Source organism: Bradyrhizobium sp. Pha-3, assembly GCF_042258615.1.
Taxonomy (GTDB): Bacteria; Pseudomonadota; Alphaproteobacteria; order Rhizobiales; family Xanthobacteraceae; genus Bradyrhizobium.
In genome coordinates, this window is sequence record NZ_CP170152.1 from 8,120,964 (window position 1) to 8,136,575 (window position 15,612).

The 15,612-nt window shown below is 65.7% G+C and carries 13 protein-coding genes; 9 read left to right on the forward strand and 4 right to left on the reverse strand.

Annotated elements, in window-relative coordinates; translation table 11 throughout:
• Nucleotides 1–26 precede the first annotated feature (26 nt).
• The 3 genes from ACE10Z_RS37965 (at nt 27) to arfB (ending at nt 3,521) form a co-directional block, all read left to right on the forward strand.
• The gene (locus tag ACE10Z_RS37965; RefSeq protein WP_375785255.1) at nt 27–1,415 is read left to right on the forward strand and encodes a M16 family metallopeptidase; all 1,389 of its coding nucleotides are present in this window, start codon (nt 27–29) and stop codon (nt 1,413–1,415) included.
• Nucleotides 1,412–2,776: a M16 family metallopeptidase gene (locus tag ACE10Z_RS37970; protein WP_375785256.1), complete on the forward strand. Its 1,365-nt coding sequence runs from the start codon at nt 1,412–1,414 to the stop codon at nt 2,774–2,776. The genes ACE10Z_RS37965 and ACE10Z_RS37970 overlap by 4 nt, the downstream gene beginning before the upstream one ends.
• 325 nt (nt 2,777–3,101) lie before the next feature.
• On the forward strand, nt 3,102–3,521 hold the full coding sequence (gene arfB / locus ACE10Z_RS37975; RefSeq protein WP_375785257.1) for an alternative ribosome rescue aminoacyl-tRNA hydrolase ArfB: 420 nt from the start codon (nt 3,102–3,104) through the stop codon (nt 3,519–3,521).
• Nucleotides 3,522–3,866: 345 nt separating this feature from the next.
• On the opposite strand, the gene ACE10Z_RS37980 is transcribed toward arfB, so the two are convergent.
• Nucleotides 3,867–4,172, reverse strand: coding sequence for a hypothetical protein (locus ACE10Z_RS37980; RefSeq protein ID WP_375785258.1), 306 nt, complete (start codon nt 4,170–4,172; stop codon nt 3,867–3,869).
• 374 nt (nt 4,173–4,546) lie between these two features.
• Between ACE10Z_RS37980 and ACE10Z_RS37985 the strand changes: the two genes are divergently transcribed.
• From ACE10Z_RS37985 to ACE10Z_RS38000, 4 genes are read left to right on the forward strand one after another with little or no spacing between them, the layout of a single operon-like run.
• Nucleotides 4,547–4,882 carry a c-type cytochrome gene (locus ACE10Z_RS37985; RefSeq protein WP_375790025.1) on the forward strand — a complete coding sequence of 112 codons (336 nt, stop codon included), beginning with the start codon at nt 4,547–4,549 and terminating at the stop codon, nt 4,880–4,882.
• A complete protein-coding gene (locus tag ACE10Z_RS37990) occupies nt 4,883–5,278 on the forward strand; it encodes a VOC family protein (RefSeq protein ID WP_194458623.1) in 396 nt (131 codons plus the stop codon). It begins immediately after the preceding gene.
• 31 nt (nt 5,279–5,309) lie between these two features.
• Nucleotides 5,310–5,858, forward strand: a complete 549-nt coding sequence (locus ACE10Z_RS37995) for a gluconate 2-dehydrogenase subunit 3 family protein (protein ID WP_375785259.1) — start codon at nt 5,310–5,312, stop codon at nt 5,856–5,858.
• Between the two features lie 24 nt (nt 5,859–5,882).
• Complete coding sequence (locus ACE10Z_RS38000; protein WP_375785260.1) at nt 5,883–7,451, forward strand: GMC family oxidoreductase; 1,569 nt, start codon at nt 5,883–5,885, stop codon at nt 7,449–7,451.
• 123 nt (nt 7,452–7,574) lie between these two features.
• Here the strand turns inward: ACE10Z_RS38000 and ACE10Z_RS38005 are convergent, their stop codons facing one another.
• The gene (locus tag ACE10Z_RS38005; protein ID WP_375785261.1) at nt 7,575–7,886 is read right to left on the reverse strand and encodes a ribbon-helix-helix domain-containing protein; all 312 of its coding nucleotides are present in this window, start codon (nt 7,884–7,886) and stop codon (nt 7,575–7,577) included.
• Nucleotides 7,887–8,118: 232 nt separating this feature from the next.
• On the opposite strand from ACE10Z_RS38005, the gene mutL reads away from it, so the two are divergent.
• Nucleotides 8,119–9,936: a DNA mismatch repair endonuclease MutL gene (mutL, locus tag ACE10Z_RS38010; RefSeq protein WP_375785262.1), complete on the forward strand. Its 1,818-nt coding sequence runs from the start codon at nt 8,119–8,121 to the stop codon at nt 9,934–9,936.
• Nucleotides 9,937–10,679: 743 nt separating this feature from the next.
• Here the strand turns inward: mutL and rsmD are convergent.
• Together rsmD and ACE10Z_RS38020 are read right to left on the reverse strand one after the other, a co-directional pair.
• A complete protein-coding gene (gene rsmD, locus ACE10Z_RS38015) occupies nt 10,680–11,234 on the reverse strand; it encodes a 16S rRNA (guanine(966)-N(2))-methyltransferase RsmD (RefSeq protein WP_375785263.1) in 555 nt (184 codons plus the stop codon).
• Nucleotides 11,235–11,240: 6 nt separating this feature from the next.
• On the reverse strand, nt 11,241–13,394 hold the full coding sequence (locus ACE10Z_RS38020) for a pseudouridine synthase (protein WP_375785264.1): 2,154 nt from the start codon (nt 13,392–13,394) through the stop codon (nt 11,241–11,243).
• Between the two features lie 140 nt (nt 13,395–13,534).
• Here ACE10Z_RS38020 and ACE10Z_RS38025 point away from each other — a divergent pair, with 140 nt between their 5' ends.
• A complete protein-coding gene (locus ACE10Z_RS38025; protein WP_375785265.1) occupies nt 13,535–13,981 on the forward strand; it encodes a nucleoside deaminase in 447 nt (148 codons plus the stop codon).
• The last annotated feature ends 1,631 nt before the right edge of the window (nt 13,982–15,612 follow it).

Genomic DNA, 15,612 nt, shown 5'->3' on the forward strand with positions numbered 1-15,612 from the left:
GGGTCCGGGCTTTCATAAGGACCGTGATGCGCTCTCGCCGATCGATTGCCCTGTTCGCTGCCGCCTTTGTTTCAACTATCCCGCTGTCGGGCACCAGCCTCCGCGCCCAGACCACCGTCACCTCGGAACGCCCTGCGAGCTTCACGCTCGACAACGGCCTGCAGGTCGTGGTGATCCCCGATCACCGCACGCCCGTCGTGACGCAGATGATCTGGTACAAGGTCGGCTCCGCCGACGAGACCCCGGGCAAATCGGGCCTCGCGCATTTCCTCGAGCACCTGATGTTCAAGGGCACCGCCAAGCACCCGGCCGGCGAGTTCTCGCAGACCGTGCTGCGCGTCGGCGGCAACGAGAACGCCTTCACCTCCAACGACTACACCGGCTATTTCCAGCGCGTGCCGCGCGAGCAGCTGCCCACCATGATGGAGTTCGAGGCCGACCGCATGACCGGCCTGATCCTGAAGGATGAGAATGTGCTGCCCGAGCGCGACGTCGTGCTCGAGGAGTTCAACATGCGGGTTGCCAACAACCCGGATGCCCGGCTCACCGAGCAGATCATGGCCGCGCTCTATCTCAACCATCCCTACGGCCGGCCGGTGATCGGCTGGCATCAGGAGATCGAGAAGCTCGACCGCGAGGATGCGCTCGCCTTCTACCGCCGCTTCTATGCGCCGAACAACGCGATCCTGGTCATCGCCGGCGACGTCGACGTCAAGGACATCCGCCCGCTGGTCGAGAAGAATTTCGGCCCGATCCCGGCGCAGCACGCGATCCCCGAGAAGCGTGTCCGGCCGCAGGAGCCGACACCGGCCGCGCCGCGCACCGTGACGCTGTCGGATCCGCGCGTCGAACAGCCGAACCTGCGCCGCTATTATCTGGTGCCCTCGGCGACCACGGCGGCGGCCGGCGAGAGCCAGGCGCTCGATGTGCTCGCACAATTGATGGGCGGCGGCGCCAACTCCTACCTCTATCGCTCGCTGGTGATCGACAAGGGCCTCGCGATCTCGGCCGGCGCCGGTTACCAGGGCACCGCGCTCGATCCCTCGCAATTCTCGATCGCGGTAACGCCCAAGGCAGGCGTCGAGTTCGCGCAGATCGAGGACGCGATCGACAAGGTGATCGCCGATCTCGCGCAGAACCCCGCGCGCGCCGAGGATCTCGAACGGGTCAAGACCCAGCTGATCGCGGAGGCGATCTACGCCCAGGACAACCAGGCGACGCTGGCACGCTGGTATGGCGGCGCGCTGACCACCGGGCTCAGCATCGACGACATCAGGAGCTGGCCGGATCGCATTCGCGCCGTCACCGCCGAGCAGGTGCGCGCAGCAGCCGCCACCTGGCTCGACAAGAAGCGGTCGGTGACCGGCTATCTGATCAAGGATACTGCGCCGAAACGCGAGGAGAAGCGCTCGTGACCTATTCCATCACCCGCCGCGCGGCGCTGATCGGCGGCGCCTGCGCCGCGATGCTGACGCTGACGTCGGCACCCTCGCAGGCCGCGGCCAAGATCCAGCGGCTGGTGTCGCCCGGCGGCATCGAGGCGTGGTTCGTGCAGGACGCCACCGTGCCGCTGATCGCGATGGAATATTCCTTCGGCGGCGGCGCCAGCCAGGATCCGCCCGGCAAACCCGGCGTCGGCAATCTGGTCGCCGACCTGCTCGACGAGGGCTCCGGCGATCTCGATTCGAAGACCTATCACGAGCGGCTCGAACGCCGCGCCATCGAGCTCAGCTTCCAGTCCAACCGCGATCAGTTCCGCGGCTCGCTGCGCATGCTCAAGGACAACAAGGACGAAGCCTACGACCTGTTGCGGATGGCGCTGACCTCGGCGCGGTTCGAGCCGAAGGACGTCGAACGCATCCGCGCCCAGGTGATCTCGAACCTGCGCCGTGAATCGACCAATCCGTCGTCGCTGTCCGGCCGCAAGTTCCTCGAGCTCGCCTTCGGCGATCATCCCTATGGCAGGCCGGCGACCGGCACGCTGGAGAGCGTGCCGACCATCGAGATCTCCGATCTGAAGGACTATGTCCGCCGCATCATCGCCAAGGATACGCTGCGGATCGCCGTGGTCGGTGACGTCGACCCCGATACGCTCGGCAAGCTGCTGGACAAGACCTTTGGCGGCCTGCCCGCCAAGGCCGAATTGACGCCGATTCCCGACGTCGTGGCGACCAAGCCGCCGCAGCGCGCCTTCGTCCCGCTCGACGTGCCGCAGACCGTCGTCACCTTCGGCGGCCCCGGCATCAACAGGCACGACCCGGACTTCATGGCCGGCTATGTGGTGAACCACATTCTCGGCGGCGGCGGGTTGTCGTCGCGGCTGTACAAGGAAGTGCGCGAGAAGCGCGGGCTGGCCTATTCGATCTATGAGGCGCTGGTCTGGATGGATCACTCCGCGCTGTTCATCGGCAACACCGGCACCCGGGCCGACCGCGCCGGCGAGACCGTCGACGCGATCGAGGCCGAGATCCGCCGCATCGCCGAGCAAGGTCCGACGCAGCAGGAGCTCGACCAGGCGAAGTCCTATCTGAAGGGCTCGCAGATGCTGGCGCTCGACACTTCCTCCAAGCTCGCGCAGGCGATGCTGCAATACCAGCTCGACAAGCTGCCGATCGACTACATCGAGAAGCGCAGCGCCATCGTCGATGCGGTGACGCTCGACGACGTCAAGCGGGTCTCCAAGAGGCTGTGGGGCAACGGCCTGCTCACCGTGATCGTCGGCCGCGCCCCGCAAGCCGCAGCGCAGCCGGTCTCGGCGCCACCGAAGGCGAACTGACGCGGTTCGGCGCGCGTCCGATTCTCATACACCACCGTTGTTGCCACCCCTCTCCCCACCCTCCCCCGCAAGGGGGGAGGGAGCCTGAGAGGCGTGCTCACCTTACATCGTGCCAACATGGTGCCGATGGTTCGAATGACCGCTTCGATCGTTAGGGACGCGCAGGCGGATGGGCTCCCTCCCCCCTTGCGGGGGAGGGTTGGGGAGAGGGGTGGCTGCGAACTCCGAACGTTGACGTAACGAATCTGCATCAACACCGCCCGAGCACGCCCACCCCAAACCCGCTATCCTGCAGCCGCCGATTCTTCCCTCCACGGGTGTTGTCATGCTGCGGCTGTCCCGCGACCTTACGATCGACCAGAACGACATTGAGATCGTCTTTGTCCGCGCCTCCGGTCCGGGCGGGCAGAATGTCAACAAGGTCTCGACCGCAGCCCAGCTTCGCTTCGACACCAACAAGATCGCGCTGCCGCTGGACGCAGCCCAGCGGCTGGCGCGGCTCGCCGGCAGCCGCATGACCAAGGACGGCGTGATCGTGATCCAGGCCTTCCGCTTCCGCACCCAGGAGCGCAATCGCGCAGACGCGATCGAGCGGCTGCTCGAGATGCTGAAGGAAGCGATGGTGCGGCCGACGCCGCGGCGGCCGACCAGGCCGACGCTCGGCTCAAAGAAACGCCGGCTCGAAGGCAAGAAACGCCGCAGCGACATCAAGGCCGGCCGCGGCAGTCAACGTTTCGACGATTAGAGCGTTTTCGAGCGAAGTGGATACCCGGTTCGCGAGAAGAAAACGCTAAAGCGTGATGAGATTAGGTTGAGCTGGATCGGCATCGGAGGTTCACCTCTCCCTTTGGGAGAGGTCGATTTGCGCAGCAAATCGGGTGAGGGGTTACGGTCTATCGAGAGAGCAAGAGCCCTCACCCGGATTGCACTGGACGATGCTTCGCATCGCCGAGAGCAATCCGACCTCTCCCCGACGGGGAGAGGTGAACCGAACCCGCGGCAAGCCGATTCAACCAAAAATCAACCCGCTCTAGTGAGCTCCGGACGCAGCGCACGCACGGCGCTGCATCCGGGATCCGATCATCGCGGATCAGTACTTCTTGGTTGCAGGCGCCATCTCGGAACCGCCAGACTTCGGTGTCGCGTGGCCGCTGCCGACCGTTCCCTTGCTGCCCGGCTTGGCGCTGGTGCCGCTCTTTTGCGTCGGCGAAGTCGGTTGCGCCGCCATTTCCTCATCGCCGCTGCCGGACATGCCGCCGCCCTGCTGCAGGGTCCCGCTGCCCGCTGCACCGCCGCGAAGCTGGGTATTCGGCGTAGCCGCCCCCTGTGCCAGCACGGGGCCGGCCATCGCGGCCGAGACGGCAAGGGCGAGCACGCTGGTTTTTGCAAACCTCATCTATTTCTCCAGGACGTTGATTGACGATGGACGGAGCGGCGCGGGTGTGCGCCGTTTGCAACGCCGACCCTGAACCCCATCGCGCGAGACTGAATTTTCCGCAAACGGCGCACGCGCAATGCAAGCGGCGTGGTGTGGTGATCGTGCAGGGATTTCGCGGTCATTTTGCGGATTTGTCGTCCGCATATGCGGCAGCGATCGGTTCCGCGCCAGATCGCCGCCCATCTTTGTTCTGCTGTGAAACAGCCCGCTACTACCAACGGCCGATTTCAGCCTCCTACAGTCAGCGCACAGAGGCGGTGATGTATATGACAAAGCTGCGCGCGAGGTGGACGTTGGCGCTGGGATTTTGCAGCGCGATGTTTGCAGTGCAAATGGCGGCTGCGCAAATGCCGTTGCCTGCCGCCAAGCCGCCCGACGGGGCGACGCTGTTCAAGCAGCAATGCGCAACCTGCCACACGTCAAACATTTCGGATCCGGTCCGGCAAGGACCGTCGCTCTACAAGGTCGTCGGCCGCCATGCCGGCCAGGCCGACGGCTTCAAATATTCCGCGGGCTTCGCCAAGGCCGACTTCGTCTGGGACGACAGCAGGCTCGATGCCTGGCTGACCAATCCGCAAGAAGTGATCCCCGGCGCCGTGATGGCCTATCGGCAGGCCAAGCCGGAAACCCGCGCCATGATCATCGCCTATCTGAAGGAGCTGAACTGAATGGCGAAACCCGTGCATTCGATGATCCGCGTGTTCGACGAGGCCAAGGCGCTCGACTTCTATCACCGCGCGTTCGGCCTCGAGATCGCGGACAATCTGCGATTTGGCGATTTCGCGCTGATCTATCTGCGCCATCCGTCCTCGCCCTTCGAGGTCGAGCTCACCGTCAATTTCGACCGCAAGGAGCCCTACGCGCTCGGCGATGGCTACGGCCATCTCGCTGTCGTCGTCGATGACGTCGATGCCGAGCATGCGCGTTTCGAGAAGGAGAAGCTGTCGCCCGGGCCGCTGCGCGACTTCAAGCACGACGGCAAGACGCTGGCGCGCTTCTTCTTCGTCTCGGATCCCGACGGCTACAAGATCGAGGTGATCCAGCGCGGCGGGCGCTTCGGCTAATCCAATTAGAAAATAAATATGGAGGAAACCCATGAGAGAAATCGATCGACGCAGCAAATATGACCGGCGTGTGTTTCTCAAGGGCGCGGCTGCCACCGCCCCCGCAGTCGCGATTGCGACATCGACCGGGCTTGGCATCACCGATGCGTGGGCCGATGAGGCGGGTACGCTGACGCCGGCCACGATGAAGACGCTCTTGAAGATGGCGCGCGACATCTATCCGCACGATTTTCTCGGCGACAGCTACTACATCACCGCAGTGAAGCCGTGGGATGACAAGGCCGCCAAGGATCCGGCGGTCAAATCGCTGATCAATGACGGCATAGCCCGGCTCGATCAGGCGGCCAACGACCGCCACAAGATGCCTTATGCCCAGGTCGCCTGGGAGAACGATCGCGTCGCGCTGCTGCAACAGATCGAGACAAGCGCGTTCTTCCAGAAGATCCGCGGCGATCTCATCGCATCGCTCTACAACAACAAGGAGGTCTGGCCGCGGTTCGGCTACGAGGGCTCCTCCGCCGAGCACGGCGGCTACATCAAGCGCGGCTTCGCCGACATCGACTGGCTGCCGAAGGTTTGAACGGACAACGCCCAGGAGGAAACAATGGCAAAATTCGATCTGAATGACAGCGGCGTTGTCGTGATCGTCGGCTCCGGTGCCGGCGGCGGAACGCTCGGCAATGAACTGGCGCAGAAGGGCATCAAGGTCGTCATCCTCGAAGCCGGCCCGCGCATCGAGAACCAGGACTTCATCAACGATGAATGGGACAGCTTCGGCCAGCTTGCCTGGTCGGACATGCGCACGACGTCGGGAACCTGGCGTGTCCACAAGGATTTCCCGAATATTCCGGCCTGGATCGTGAAGGCGGTCGGCGGATCCACCGTGCACTGGGCCGGCGCCTCGCTCCGCTTCGACGAGCACGAGTTCAAGATCAAGTCGGCATACGGCAACATCCCCGGCGCCAACCTGCTGGACTGGCCGATCACGCTCGCCGAGATGGAGCCCTATTACGCCAAGGCCGAGAACAAGATGGGCGTCACCCGCACCAACGGCATTCCCGGACTTCCCGGCAACAACAACTTCAAGGTGCTGGAAGCCGGTGCGAAGAAGCTCGGCTACAAGGAGGTGCACACCGGACGGATGGCGATCAACAGCGAGCCGCGCGACGGCCGCGGTTCGTGCCAGCAGATCGGCTTCTGCTTCCAGGGCTGCAAGTCGGGCGCCAAATGGTCGACGCTCTACACCGAGATCCCGAAGGGCGAGGCCACCGGCAATCTCGAGGTGCGCCCCGGCAGCATGGTGATCAAGATCGAGCACGACCAGTCCGGCAAGGTCACCGGCGTGGTCTACGCGGATGAGACCGGCGCGATGCAGCGCCAGAAGGCCCGCGTCGTCGCAGTCGCCGGCAACTCGATCGAAAGTCCGCGACTGCTGCTCAACAGCGCCTCCAGCATGTTCCCGGATGGCCTCGCCAATTCATCCGGCCAGGTCGGCCGCAATTATTTGCGGCACATGACGGGCAGCGTGTATGCGACCTTCGAGAAGTCGGTGCACATGTATCGCGGCACGACGATGGCCGGCATCATCCGTGACGAGGCCAAGAACGATCCGAAGCGCGGCTTCGTCGGCGGTTACGAGATGGAGACGCTGTCGCTCGGCCTGCCCTTTATGGCGGCGTTTCTCAATCCCGGGGCCTGGGGCCGCAGCTTCACCAGCGCCATGGAAGGCTATCCACGGATGGCCGGCATGTGGCTGGTCGGCGAGGACCTGCCGCAGGAGACCAACCGTGTCACACTGGATCCGAGCATCAAGGACAAGTTCGGCATGCCGGTCGCGAGCGTGCATTTCGACGATCATCCGAACGACGTCGCGATGCGCGATCACGCCTACAAGCAGGGCGCCGCGGTCTATGAAGCGGTCGGCGCCACCGTGACCTATCCGACGCCGCCCTATCCCTCGACCCACAACATGGGCACCAACCGGATGAGCGAGAAGCCGCGCGACGGCGTGGTCAACAAGTTCGGCCAAACCCACGACATCAAGAACCTGTTCGTCTCCGACGGCAGCCAGTTCACGAGCGGTGCCGCCTGCAATCCGACGCTGACGATCGTGTCGCTGGCGATCCGGCAGGCCGATACGATCGCCGGCGCGATGCAGCGCAAGGAGATCTAGCATCCGGAAATGGCGAGCTTCGGTTCTGATTTCGATCAGAACCGAAGACTGGTTCCCTCTCGACTCGAACGGCCTTGTCCTGCGAGGACAAGGCCTTTTTCTTCGCACGATGAATCCGAAAGCCTATTCGGCGGCGTCGAGGATGGGCTGGCCCTGGAACTCGGGGACCGAAGCTGCGCTCTGCGAGCGATAAATCAAGCAGCAGCAGCGCAACAGCGATGCGAAATTATTAACCTCGCCATGGTGATCGAGGACTTCGCCATACAGCGTGGTGACGAACTTGGCGACGCTCATCCCCTCCTTGGCGGCGATCTCCTCGAGCGTGTCCCAGAACGACATCTCCAGCCGGATCGAGGTGCAATGACCGCCGATCCGCAGCGACCGGGTCTGCGATTCGTAATTGCGCTGCGGCTGGTGCGAGAACAAATGGCACATGGCTATCCTCCCGATCAGATTATAATTTTTCTAAACGATATACCCGAGCGTGCGGCGTCACAATCGCCACGTAGGGCTTAGCCGGTCGACACGCGAAGGTGAGTGTCTTCAAGGCGATGGGCCGGCTCCATCCCCAGCTAAAGGCAGCCATTCGCAGGCCGGCCCATGCATTTGGCCGACGAGGCGACTAGAATGCCGCCTAACCTCGAATCCCGGTCCAATCGCGCAATCCATGCCCGTCCGCCAGCTTCCCGAACAGCTCGTCAACCGCATCGCCGCCGGCGAAGTGGTCGAACGTCCTGCGAGCGTCGTCAAGGAACTGGTCGAGAACGCGATCGACGCCGGCGCGAGCCGGATCGACGTTTTCACCGACGGCGGCGGCCGGCGCCGGATCGGCATCACCGACGACGGCGGCGGCATGACGCGCACCGATCTCGCGCTTGCGGTCGACCGCCACGCCACCTCCAAGCTCGACGACGAAGACCTCTTGCGCATCCGCACGCTCGGGTTCCGCGGCGAGGCGCTGCCGTCGATCGGCGCGGTGGCAAAACTCGGCATCACCACGCGTCATGCCAGTGAACCGCATGCCTGGTCGCTGTCGGTCGAGGGCGGCGAGAAGTCGGAGGTCATGCCCGCCGCGCTCGGCCAGGGCACCCGCGTCGAGGTCAACGAACTCTTCTACGCAACGCCGGCACGGCTGAAATTCCTCAAGACCGACCGCACCGAGGCGGAGGCGATCCGCGAGGTGGTGCGGCGCCTCGGCATGGCGCGGCCCGACATCGCCTTCACGCTGGCCGGCGAAGAGCGCGCGCCGGTCACCTGGGCCGCCGCGCTGCCCGGCGCGGCCGGCCGGCTGACGCGGCTCGGCGATATCCTTGGCGCGGATTTCCGCGCCAGCGCGATCGAGGTGCGCGCCGAGCGCGAGGGCGTCACGGTCGAGGGCTTTGCCGCCGCGCCGTCGCTGACCCGCGCCAATGCGCTCGGGCAATACCTGTTCGTCAACGGCCGCCCGGTGCGCGACAAGCTGATCCTCGGCGCCGTGCGCGCCGCCTATTCCGACTATCTGCCGCGCGACCGCCATCCGGTCGTGGCGCTGTTCGTGACCTGCGACCCGCAGGAGGTCGACGCCAATGTGCATCCGGCCAAGACCGAGGTGCGCTTCCGCAACGCCGGCCTGGTGCGCGCGCTGATCGTGCATGCCTTGAAGGACGGCCTGGCGCGCGAGGGCAGACGCACCGCAGCCAACACCGCCGACGGCGCGACGTTACAGGCGTTCCGTCCCGCTTTCACGCCACCGCGCCCGGGCAATTGGGACTGGCGCAGCTCGCCGTCATACCCGGTCAATCCGATGCGCGCGTTCGACGGCGCGGCGGCGCCCGCTTTCGCCGAGCCCGGACAGGCCGCCTTCGACGTCGGCGCGCCGACCGCCGATGTCCGCTTCGAGGCCGCGCCCGCACCCGATCTGCTCGACCGGCCGCTCGGCGCCGCGCGCACCCAGATCCACGAGACCTACATCGTCTCGCAGACCCGCGACGGCCTGATCGTGGTGGACCAGCACGCGGCGCATGAGCGCATCGTCTATGAGAAGCTGAAGGCCTCGCTGGCGAAGAACGGTGTGCAGCGGCAGATCCTCTTGATCCCGGAGATCGTCGAGCTCGACGAGGCGACCGTCGAGAAGCTGCTCGATCGCGCCGAGGAGCTGGCGTCGTTCGGGCTCGCGATCGAATCCTTCGGTCCCGGCGCGGTTGCCGTGCGCGAGACGCCCTCGCTGCTCGGCAAGACCAATGCGGCCAGGCTGCTCCGCGACCTCGCAGAACATATGGCCGAATGGGACGAGGCGCTGCCGCTGGAACGCCGCCTGATGCATGTCGCCGCCACCATGGCCTGCCACGGCTCGGTCCGCGCCGGCCGCCGCCTCAAGCCGGAAGAGATGAACGCGCTGCTGCGCGAGATGGAAGACACGCCGAACTCCGGCCAATGCAACCACGGCCGGCCGACCTATGTCGAATTGAAGCTGAGCGATATCGAGAAGCTGTTCGGGCGGAGATAACCGCCCACGCGGAACTGTCATCGCCCGGCTCGACCGGGCGATCCAGTACGCCGCGGCCCTTCGGCTCAAGCACAACCGTCTCTGGAATACTGGATCACCCGCATGCGCGGGTGATGACAGCGTGCGCGAACCATTCACCTGTCGTCCTGGCGAAAGCCAGGACCCATTACCCCATATGAGAATTGTTGTGCGATGCTGGGGCCGCGATCGATATTCATCATCAAGTGCGGTGGTGATGGGTCCGGCTTTCGCCAGGACGACGGCGGTGTGCGTGGAGAAAGTCTCGCGATGAACTCGAACCAGCGTCGTCACTCACATCTGTTGTCGCCCGGCTCGACCGGGCGATCCAGTACGCCGCGGCTGTTGTGATCGAACGAGAGGCCTCGGCGTACTGGATCACCCGCATGCGCGGGTGATGACAGCGTGCGCGAACCATTCACCTGTCGTCCTGGCGAAAGCCAGGACCCATTACCCCATATGAGAATTGTTGTGCGATGCTGGGGCCGCGATCGATATTCATCATCAAGTGCGGTGGTGATGGGTCCGGCTTTCGCCAGGACGACGGCGGTGTGCGTGGAGAAAGTCTCGCGATGAACTCGAACCAGCGTCGTCACTCACATCTGTTGTCGCCCGGCTCGACCGGGCGATCCAGCATGCCGCGGCCCTTCGGCTCAAGCACAACCGTCTCTGGAATACTGGATCACCCGCATGCGCGGGTGATGACAGCATAACAAGCGGCAGCATTACGCCTTGCGTAAGAACACGAATTCCGTGTCGTCATACGCGCGCCGCTCGAGCTCCTCGAACCCCGCGGGCGCCGCGAATGCCGCGGCCTTCGCCTCCTCCACCACGAGCAGCGCGCCCGGCGTCAGCCAGCCACCGTCGCGCAGCGAGGCGAGCGCCTTGTCGGCGAGACCCTTGCCATAGGGCGGATCGAGAAACACCAGCGAGAACGGCTCGACCGGATGCGCAGGTCCGAGATCGGTGGCATCGCGGCGATAGACCTTGGTGGTCCCGCCAAGGCCGAGCGACTCGACATTGTTGCGCAGCAGCGCCCGCGCCTCGGCGCCATTGTCGACGAACAGCGTGAACTTGGCGCCACGCGAGGCCGCCTCGATGCCGAGCGCGCCGGTGCCGGCAAACAGATCGAGTACGCGCGCGTCCTCAATCGGATTGTCGTAGGCGTGGATCAGGATGTTGAACACGGATTCGCGCAGGCGGTCCGCGGTCGGACGGATCTCGCGGCCCGACGGCGACGCGAGATTGCGGCCCCTCAGCCTGCCCCCGACGACGCGCATCGACCGTTACTCGTCCTTCGGCGTGAGATCGCGCTTGCCGTGATAGCCGCGCTTGGGACGGCGCGGCGGGCCGTAGCCGTTGGCCTCGTCCTCGTTGCGGGCGCGGGCTTCCTCGCTGCCGGTGCGCTGCACCAGCACGCGGCGGCCCTTGCGATCGTTGATGGTTTCGCGCTTGCTGGGCTTCGGCTTCCTGGCGGGCGCATCGTCGACTTCGCCGGCGTCACGCTGCTCCGGCCGCGTGAAATCCGCGCCTGCAACCTTGGCGATCTTCTCGCCGAGCTGCTCGCGCAGCACCCGGGTCTTGACCTCCTCGACCTTGCCCTCCTCGAGCTCGCCGAGTTGGAACGGACCGTAGGAGATCCGGATCAGCCGGTTCACCTCGAGCCCGAGATGCGCCATCACGTTGCGCACCTCGCGGTTCTTGCCCTCGCGGATCGCGAACACCACCCAGACGTTGGAGCTCTGGTCGCGCTCCAGCGTCGCATCGATCGGCCCGTATTTGACGCCGTCGACCTCGACGCCGTCCTTGAGCTGGTCGAGCTGACCCTGCGTCACCTCGCCATGCGCGCGCACGCGGTAGCGCCGCAGCCATCCGGTGTCGGGATGCTCCAGCGTCCGCGCCAGCCCGCCGTCATTGGTCAGCAGCAACAGGCCCTCGGTGTTGAAATCGAGCCGGCCGATCGAGATCAGCCGCGGCAGGCCCTCAGGCAGATTGTCGAACACGGTCGGCCGTCCCTCGGGATCGGCATGCGTCGTCATCAGCCCGCGCGGCTTGTGATACATGAACAACCGCGTCCGCTCGCGCGGCGGCAACGGCTTGCCGTCGACCGCCACGACATCGTTCTCGGTGATATCGAGCGCCGGCGAGTTGATCACCCGTCCGTTGACCGTGACGCGGCCCTGGGTGACGATCTCCTCGGCATCACGGCGCGAGGCGAGACCGGCACGCGCCAGCACCTTGGCAATGCGTTCACCCGCCTTCTTCGGCTTCGGCTCGGGACGCTCGCGGCGGTCATCGTAGGAGCGTTCCCGATAGGCACCGCGGCCGCCGAAGGCCGGGCGCTTGGCAAACACCTTGCTGTCGTCTTCATTCTCGCGGCGCGGGCGGTCGCCGAAACGGCCCTCGCTGCGCGGATGCTCCTGCCAGTCGGTACGGCCTTCGGGGCGCTCGCGGCGACGGTTGTCGCCACCATCCTCGTCTCGACCCCAGCGCGGCCGGCTGAACTTCGGCCGCTCATGGCGATCGCCCTGCTCGCGATCGTCGCGGGAGCGCGAGAACCGCGGCCGCTCGCCGCCGCCGCGATCGTCTCGCGGCCTGTCGTAACGCGGCCTGTCGAAATTGCGCGGGCCGTCGCGGAACGGACGCGAACCACGCTCCGGACGATCGGAGCCGCCCTCACGCTTCTGCCACGGCTTGGACTCGCCGCGCGGCGGCCGGTCGCCAAAGTCCTTGCGCGGGCCGCGATCGCCGCGATCACGATCGCCCCCGCGCTTGAACTTGCTGTCGCCGCCGAATTTCCGTGCGGGCCGGTCGCCATCGCGCGAGGGACGGTCGCCGAACGATCGCTCGCCACGCGGCGTATAGGGCCGCTTCTCGCCGTCACGTTCGCGCGGCGCGTAAGGCTTGCGGTCGCCGAATTTCCGATCGGAAGACCGCCCCGCCGGTCGCGCATCATCGCGATCGCGTCGCGGCGCGCGGTCGTCGCGATTGTAGTTCGGGCGGTCGCCACGGGGCGTGTAGGGACGCTTTTCGCCGCCGCGATCTTCGCGCGGCTTGAACGAACGCTTCTCGCCATCGCCGCCGCGATCGAATCTCGGCCGGTCGCCCCGCGGCTTGAACGTGCGCTTCTCGCCATCGCCGTCGCGGGCCGGGCGATCGCGGAACGGCCGATCGCCACGGGCATCATCGCGGTTGAACCTCGGCTTGTCGCCGAACTCGCGGCGCGGCGGACGGTCGTCGCGATCGCCGCGGTAGGGCCGCTTCTCGCCATCGCCCTTGCCGGCAAACGTCTTGTCGCCAAAGCCGCGCTTGGCAAATTTCTTGTCCGGTCCACGGGCGGCGCCGGAGCGGCCCTTGCCGCCGCCGGCGCGGCCCTGTCCACCGCCGGGCCGATCACGCCGGCCGCGGGAATCGTTGTTTTTGTCGCTGTCGCGGGGCATGAATAATCTCGCTGGACGCTCAATTGGGGTGCAAGGGCAGCCGGGCGTACGCGCCTGTTGGCAGCGCATTTGACGCAAAACCGGCATCCACTTTTGCTGAAGGCGAAGCTACTAGCAGGTTTCTTCCAATGATACGAGGCATGTCAGCCCCTTCTTTCATGGATTTGGCGCTGAAAACGGCCGAAAATGCCGGAAAAGCTGGCGAAGTTCCGATCGGATGCGTGATTGTCCGGGGTTACGAGATCATCGCCACCGCCAGCAATCGCACCCTCACCGACCGCGATCCGACCGCCCATGCGGAAGTTTTGGCGATCCGGCAGGCCGCCGAGGCCATCGGCACCGAACGGCTGGTCGATTGCGACCTCTACGTGACGCTGGAGCCCTGCACCATGTGCGCCGGCGCGATTTCCTTCGCCCGGATCCGCCGGCTGTATTACGGCGCCGCCGACCCCAAGGGCGGCGCGGTCGAGTCAGGCGTGCGGTTCTTCGCGCAGCCGACCTGCCACCATGTGCCGGAAGTCTATGGCGCCGTCGGCGAGACCGAGTCCGCGCGCCTCCTGCGCGAGTTCTTCAGGGAGCGGCGTTGACGCATCCGTAGCCCGGATGAAGCGCAGCGAAATCCGGGGAGATTCTCCGCGGAGACAGTCCCGGATTTCGCTGCGCTCCATCCGGGCTACGCAGTTCTCGAGATGCGAAATGTTGGTCCCGTCATCCTGAGGAGCGCGTAGCGCGTCTCGAAGGATCGACGGCCACCAGCCGGGCCGATTCATCCTTCGAGACGCGCGTTCCGCGCTCCTCAGGATGACGGTACGCGTGAACGCACGCCCGATGACAGGCTCCGCGCAATCCGGGGAGCTTCCTCCGCGGAGGCGGTCCCCGGATTTCGCTGCGCTCCATCCGGGCTACAAAGCACTCAGCATGCGACATGTCGATCCCGTCATCCTGAGGAGCCGCGCAGCGGCGTCTCGAAGGATGCACGGCCACCAGCCGGGCCGTGCATCCTTCGAGACGCGCGTTCCGCGCTCCTCAGGATGACGGTACGCGTGAACGCACGCCCGATGACAGGCTCCGCGCAATCCGGGGAGCTTCCTCCGCGGAGGCAGTCCCCGGATTTCGCTGCGCTCCATCCGGGCTACAAAGCTCTCAGCATGCAGCATGTCGATCCCGTCATCCTGAGGAGCGCGTAGCGCGTCTCGAAGGATCGACGGCCACCAGCCGGGCCGATTCATCCTTCGAGACGCGCGTTCCGCGCTCCTCAGGATGACGGTACGCGTGAACGCACGCCCGATGACAGGCTCCGCGCAATCCGGGGAGCCTCCTCCGCGGAGGCGGTCCCCGGATTTCGCTGCGCTCCATCCGGGCTACAAAGCTCTCAGCATGCGACATGTCGGTCCCGTCATCCTGAGGAGCCGCGCAGCGGCGTCTCGAAGGATCGCCGGCCACCAGCCGGGCCGATTCATCCTTCGAGACGCGCGTTCCGCGCTCCTCAGGATGACGGTACGCGTGAACGCACGCCCGATGACAGGCTCAGCGCAATCCGGGGGCTTCCTCCGCGGAGGCGGTCCCCGGATTTCGCTGCGCTCCATCCGGGCTACGCAGTTCTCAGCATGCAGCATGTCGATCCCGTCATCCTGAGGAGCGCGTAGCGCGTCTCGAAGGATCGACGGCCACCAGCCGGGCCGAGCATCCTTCGACGCGCGTTCCGCGCTCCTCAGGATGACGGTACGCGTGAACGCACGCCCGATGACAGGCTCCGCGCAATCCGGGGAGCTTCCTCCGCGGAGGCGGTCCCCGGATTTCGCTTCGCTTCATCCGGGCTACGCAGTTCTCAGCATGCAGCATGTCGATCCCGTCATCCTGAGGAGCGCGTAGCGCGTCTCGAAGGATCGACGGCCACCAGCCGGGCCGATTCATCCTTCGAGACGCGCGTTCCGCGCTCCTCAGGATGACGGTACGCGTGAACGCACGCCCGATGACAGGCTCCGCGCAATCCGGGGAGCTTCCTCCGCGGAGACGGTCCCGGATTTCGCTGCGCTCCATCCGGGCTACGCAGTTCTCAGCATGCAGCATGTCGGTCCCGTCATCCTGAGGAGCCGCGAAGCGGCGTCTCGAAGGATCGACGGCCACCAGCCGGGCCGAGCATCCTTCGAGACGCGCGTTCCGCGCTCCTCAGGATGACGGTACGCGTGAACGCGCGCCCGATGACAGGCTCAGCGAA

Bases quoted from the DNA above. Each gene is read 5' to 3' on its own strand.
- ACE10Z_RS37965 (WP_375785255.1), top strand. From the start codon at position 27: ATGCGCTCTCGCCGATCGATTGCCCTGTTCGCTGCCGCCTTTGTTTCA.
- arfB (WP_375785257.1), top strand. From the start codon at position 3,102: ATGCTGCGGCTGTCCCGCGACCTTACGATCGACCAGAACGACATTGAG.
- ACE10Z_RS37980 (WP_375785258.1), bottom strand. From the start codon at position 4,172: ATGAGGTTTGCAAAAACCAGCGTGCTCGCCCTTGCCGTCTCGGCCGCG.
- ACE10Z_RS37985 (WP_375790025.1), top strand. From the start codon at position 4,547: ATGGCGGCTGCGCAAATGCCGTTGCCTGCCGCCAAGCCGCCCGACGGG.
- ACE10Z_RS37990 (WP_194458623.1), top strand. From the start codon at position 4,883: ATGGCGAAACCCGTGCATTCGATGATCCGCGTGTTCGACGAGGCCAAG.
- ACE10Z_RS37995 (WP_375785259.1), top strand. From the start codon at position 5,310: ATGAGAGAAATCGATCGACGCAGCAAATATGACCGGCGTGTGTTTCTC.
- ACE10Z_RS38000 (WP_375785260.1), top strand. From the start codon at position 5,883: ATGGCAAAATTCGATCTGAATGACAGCGGCGTTGTCGTGATCGTCGGC.
- ACE10Z_RS38005 (WP_375785261.1), bottom strand. From the start codon at position 7,886: ATGTGCCATTTGTTCTCGCACCAGCCGCAGCGCAATTACGAATCGCAG.
- mutL (WP_375785262.1), top strand. From the start codon at position 8,119: ATGCCCGTCCGCCAGCTTCCCGAACAGCTCGTCAACCGCATCGCCGCC.
- rsmD (WP_375785263.1), bottom strand. From the start codon at position 11,234: ATGCGCGTCGTCGGGGGCAGGCTGAGGGGCCGCAATCTCGCGTCGCCG.
- ACE10Z_RS38020 (WP_375785264.1), bottom strand. From the start codon at position 13,394: ATGCCCCGCGACAGCGACAAAAACAACGATTCCCGCGGCCGGCGTGAT.
- ACE10Z_RS38025 (WP_375785265.1), top strand. From the start codon at position 13,535: ATGTCAGCCCCTTCTTTCATGGATTTGGCGCTGAAAACGGCCGAAAAT.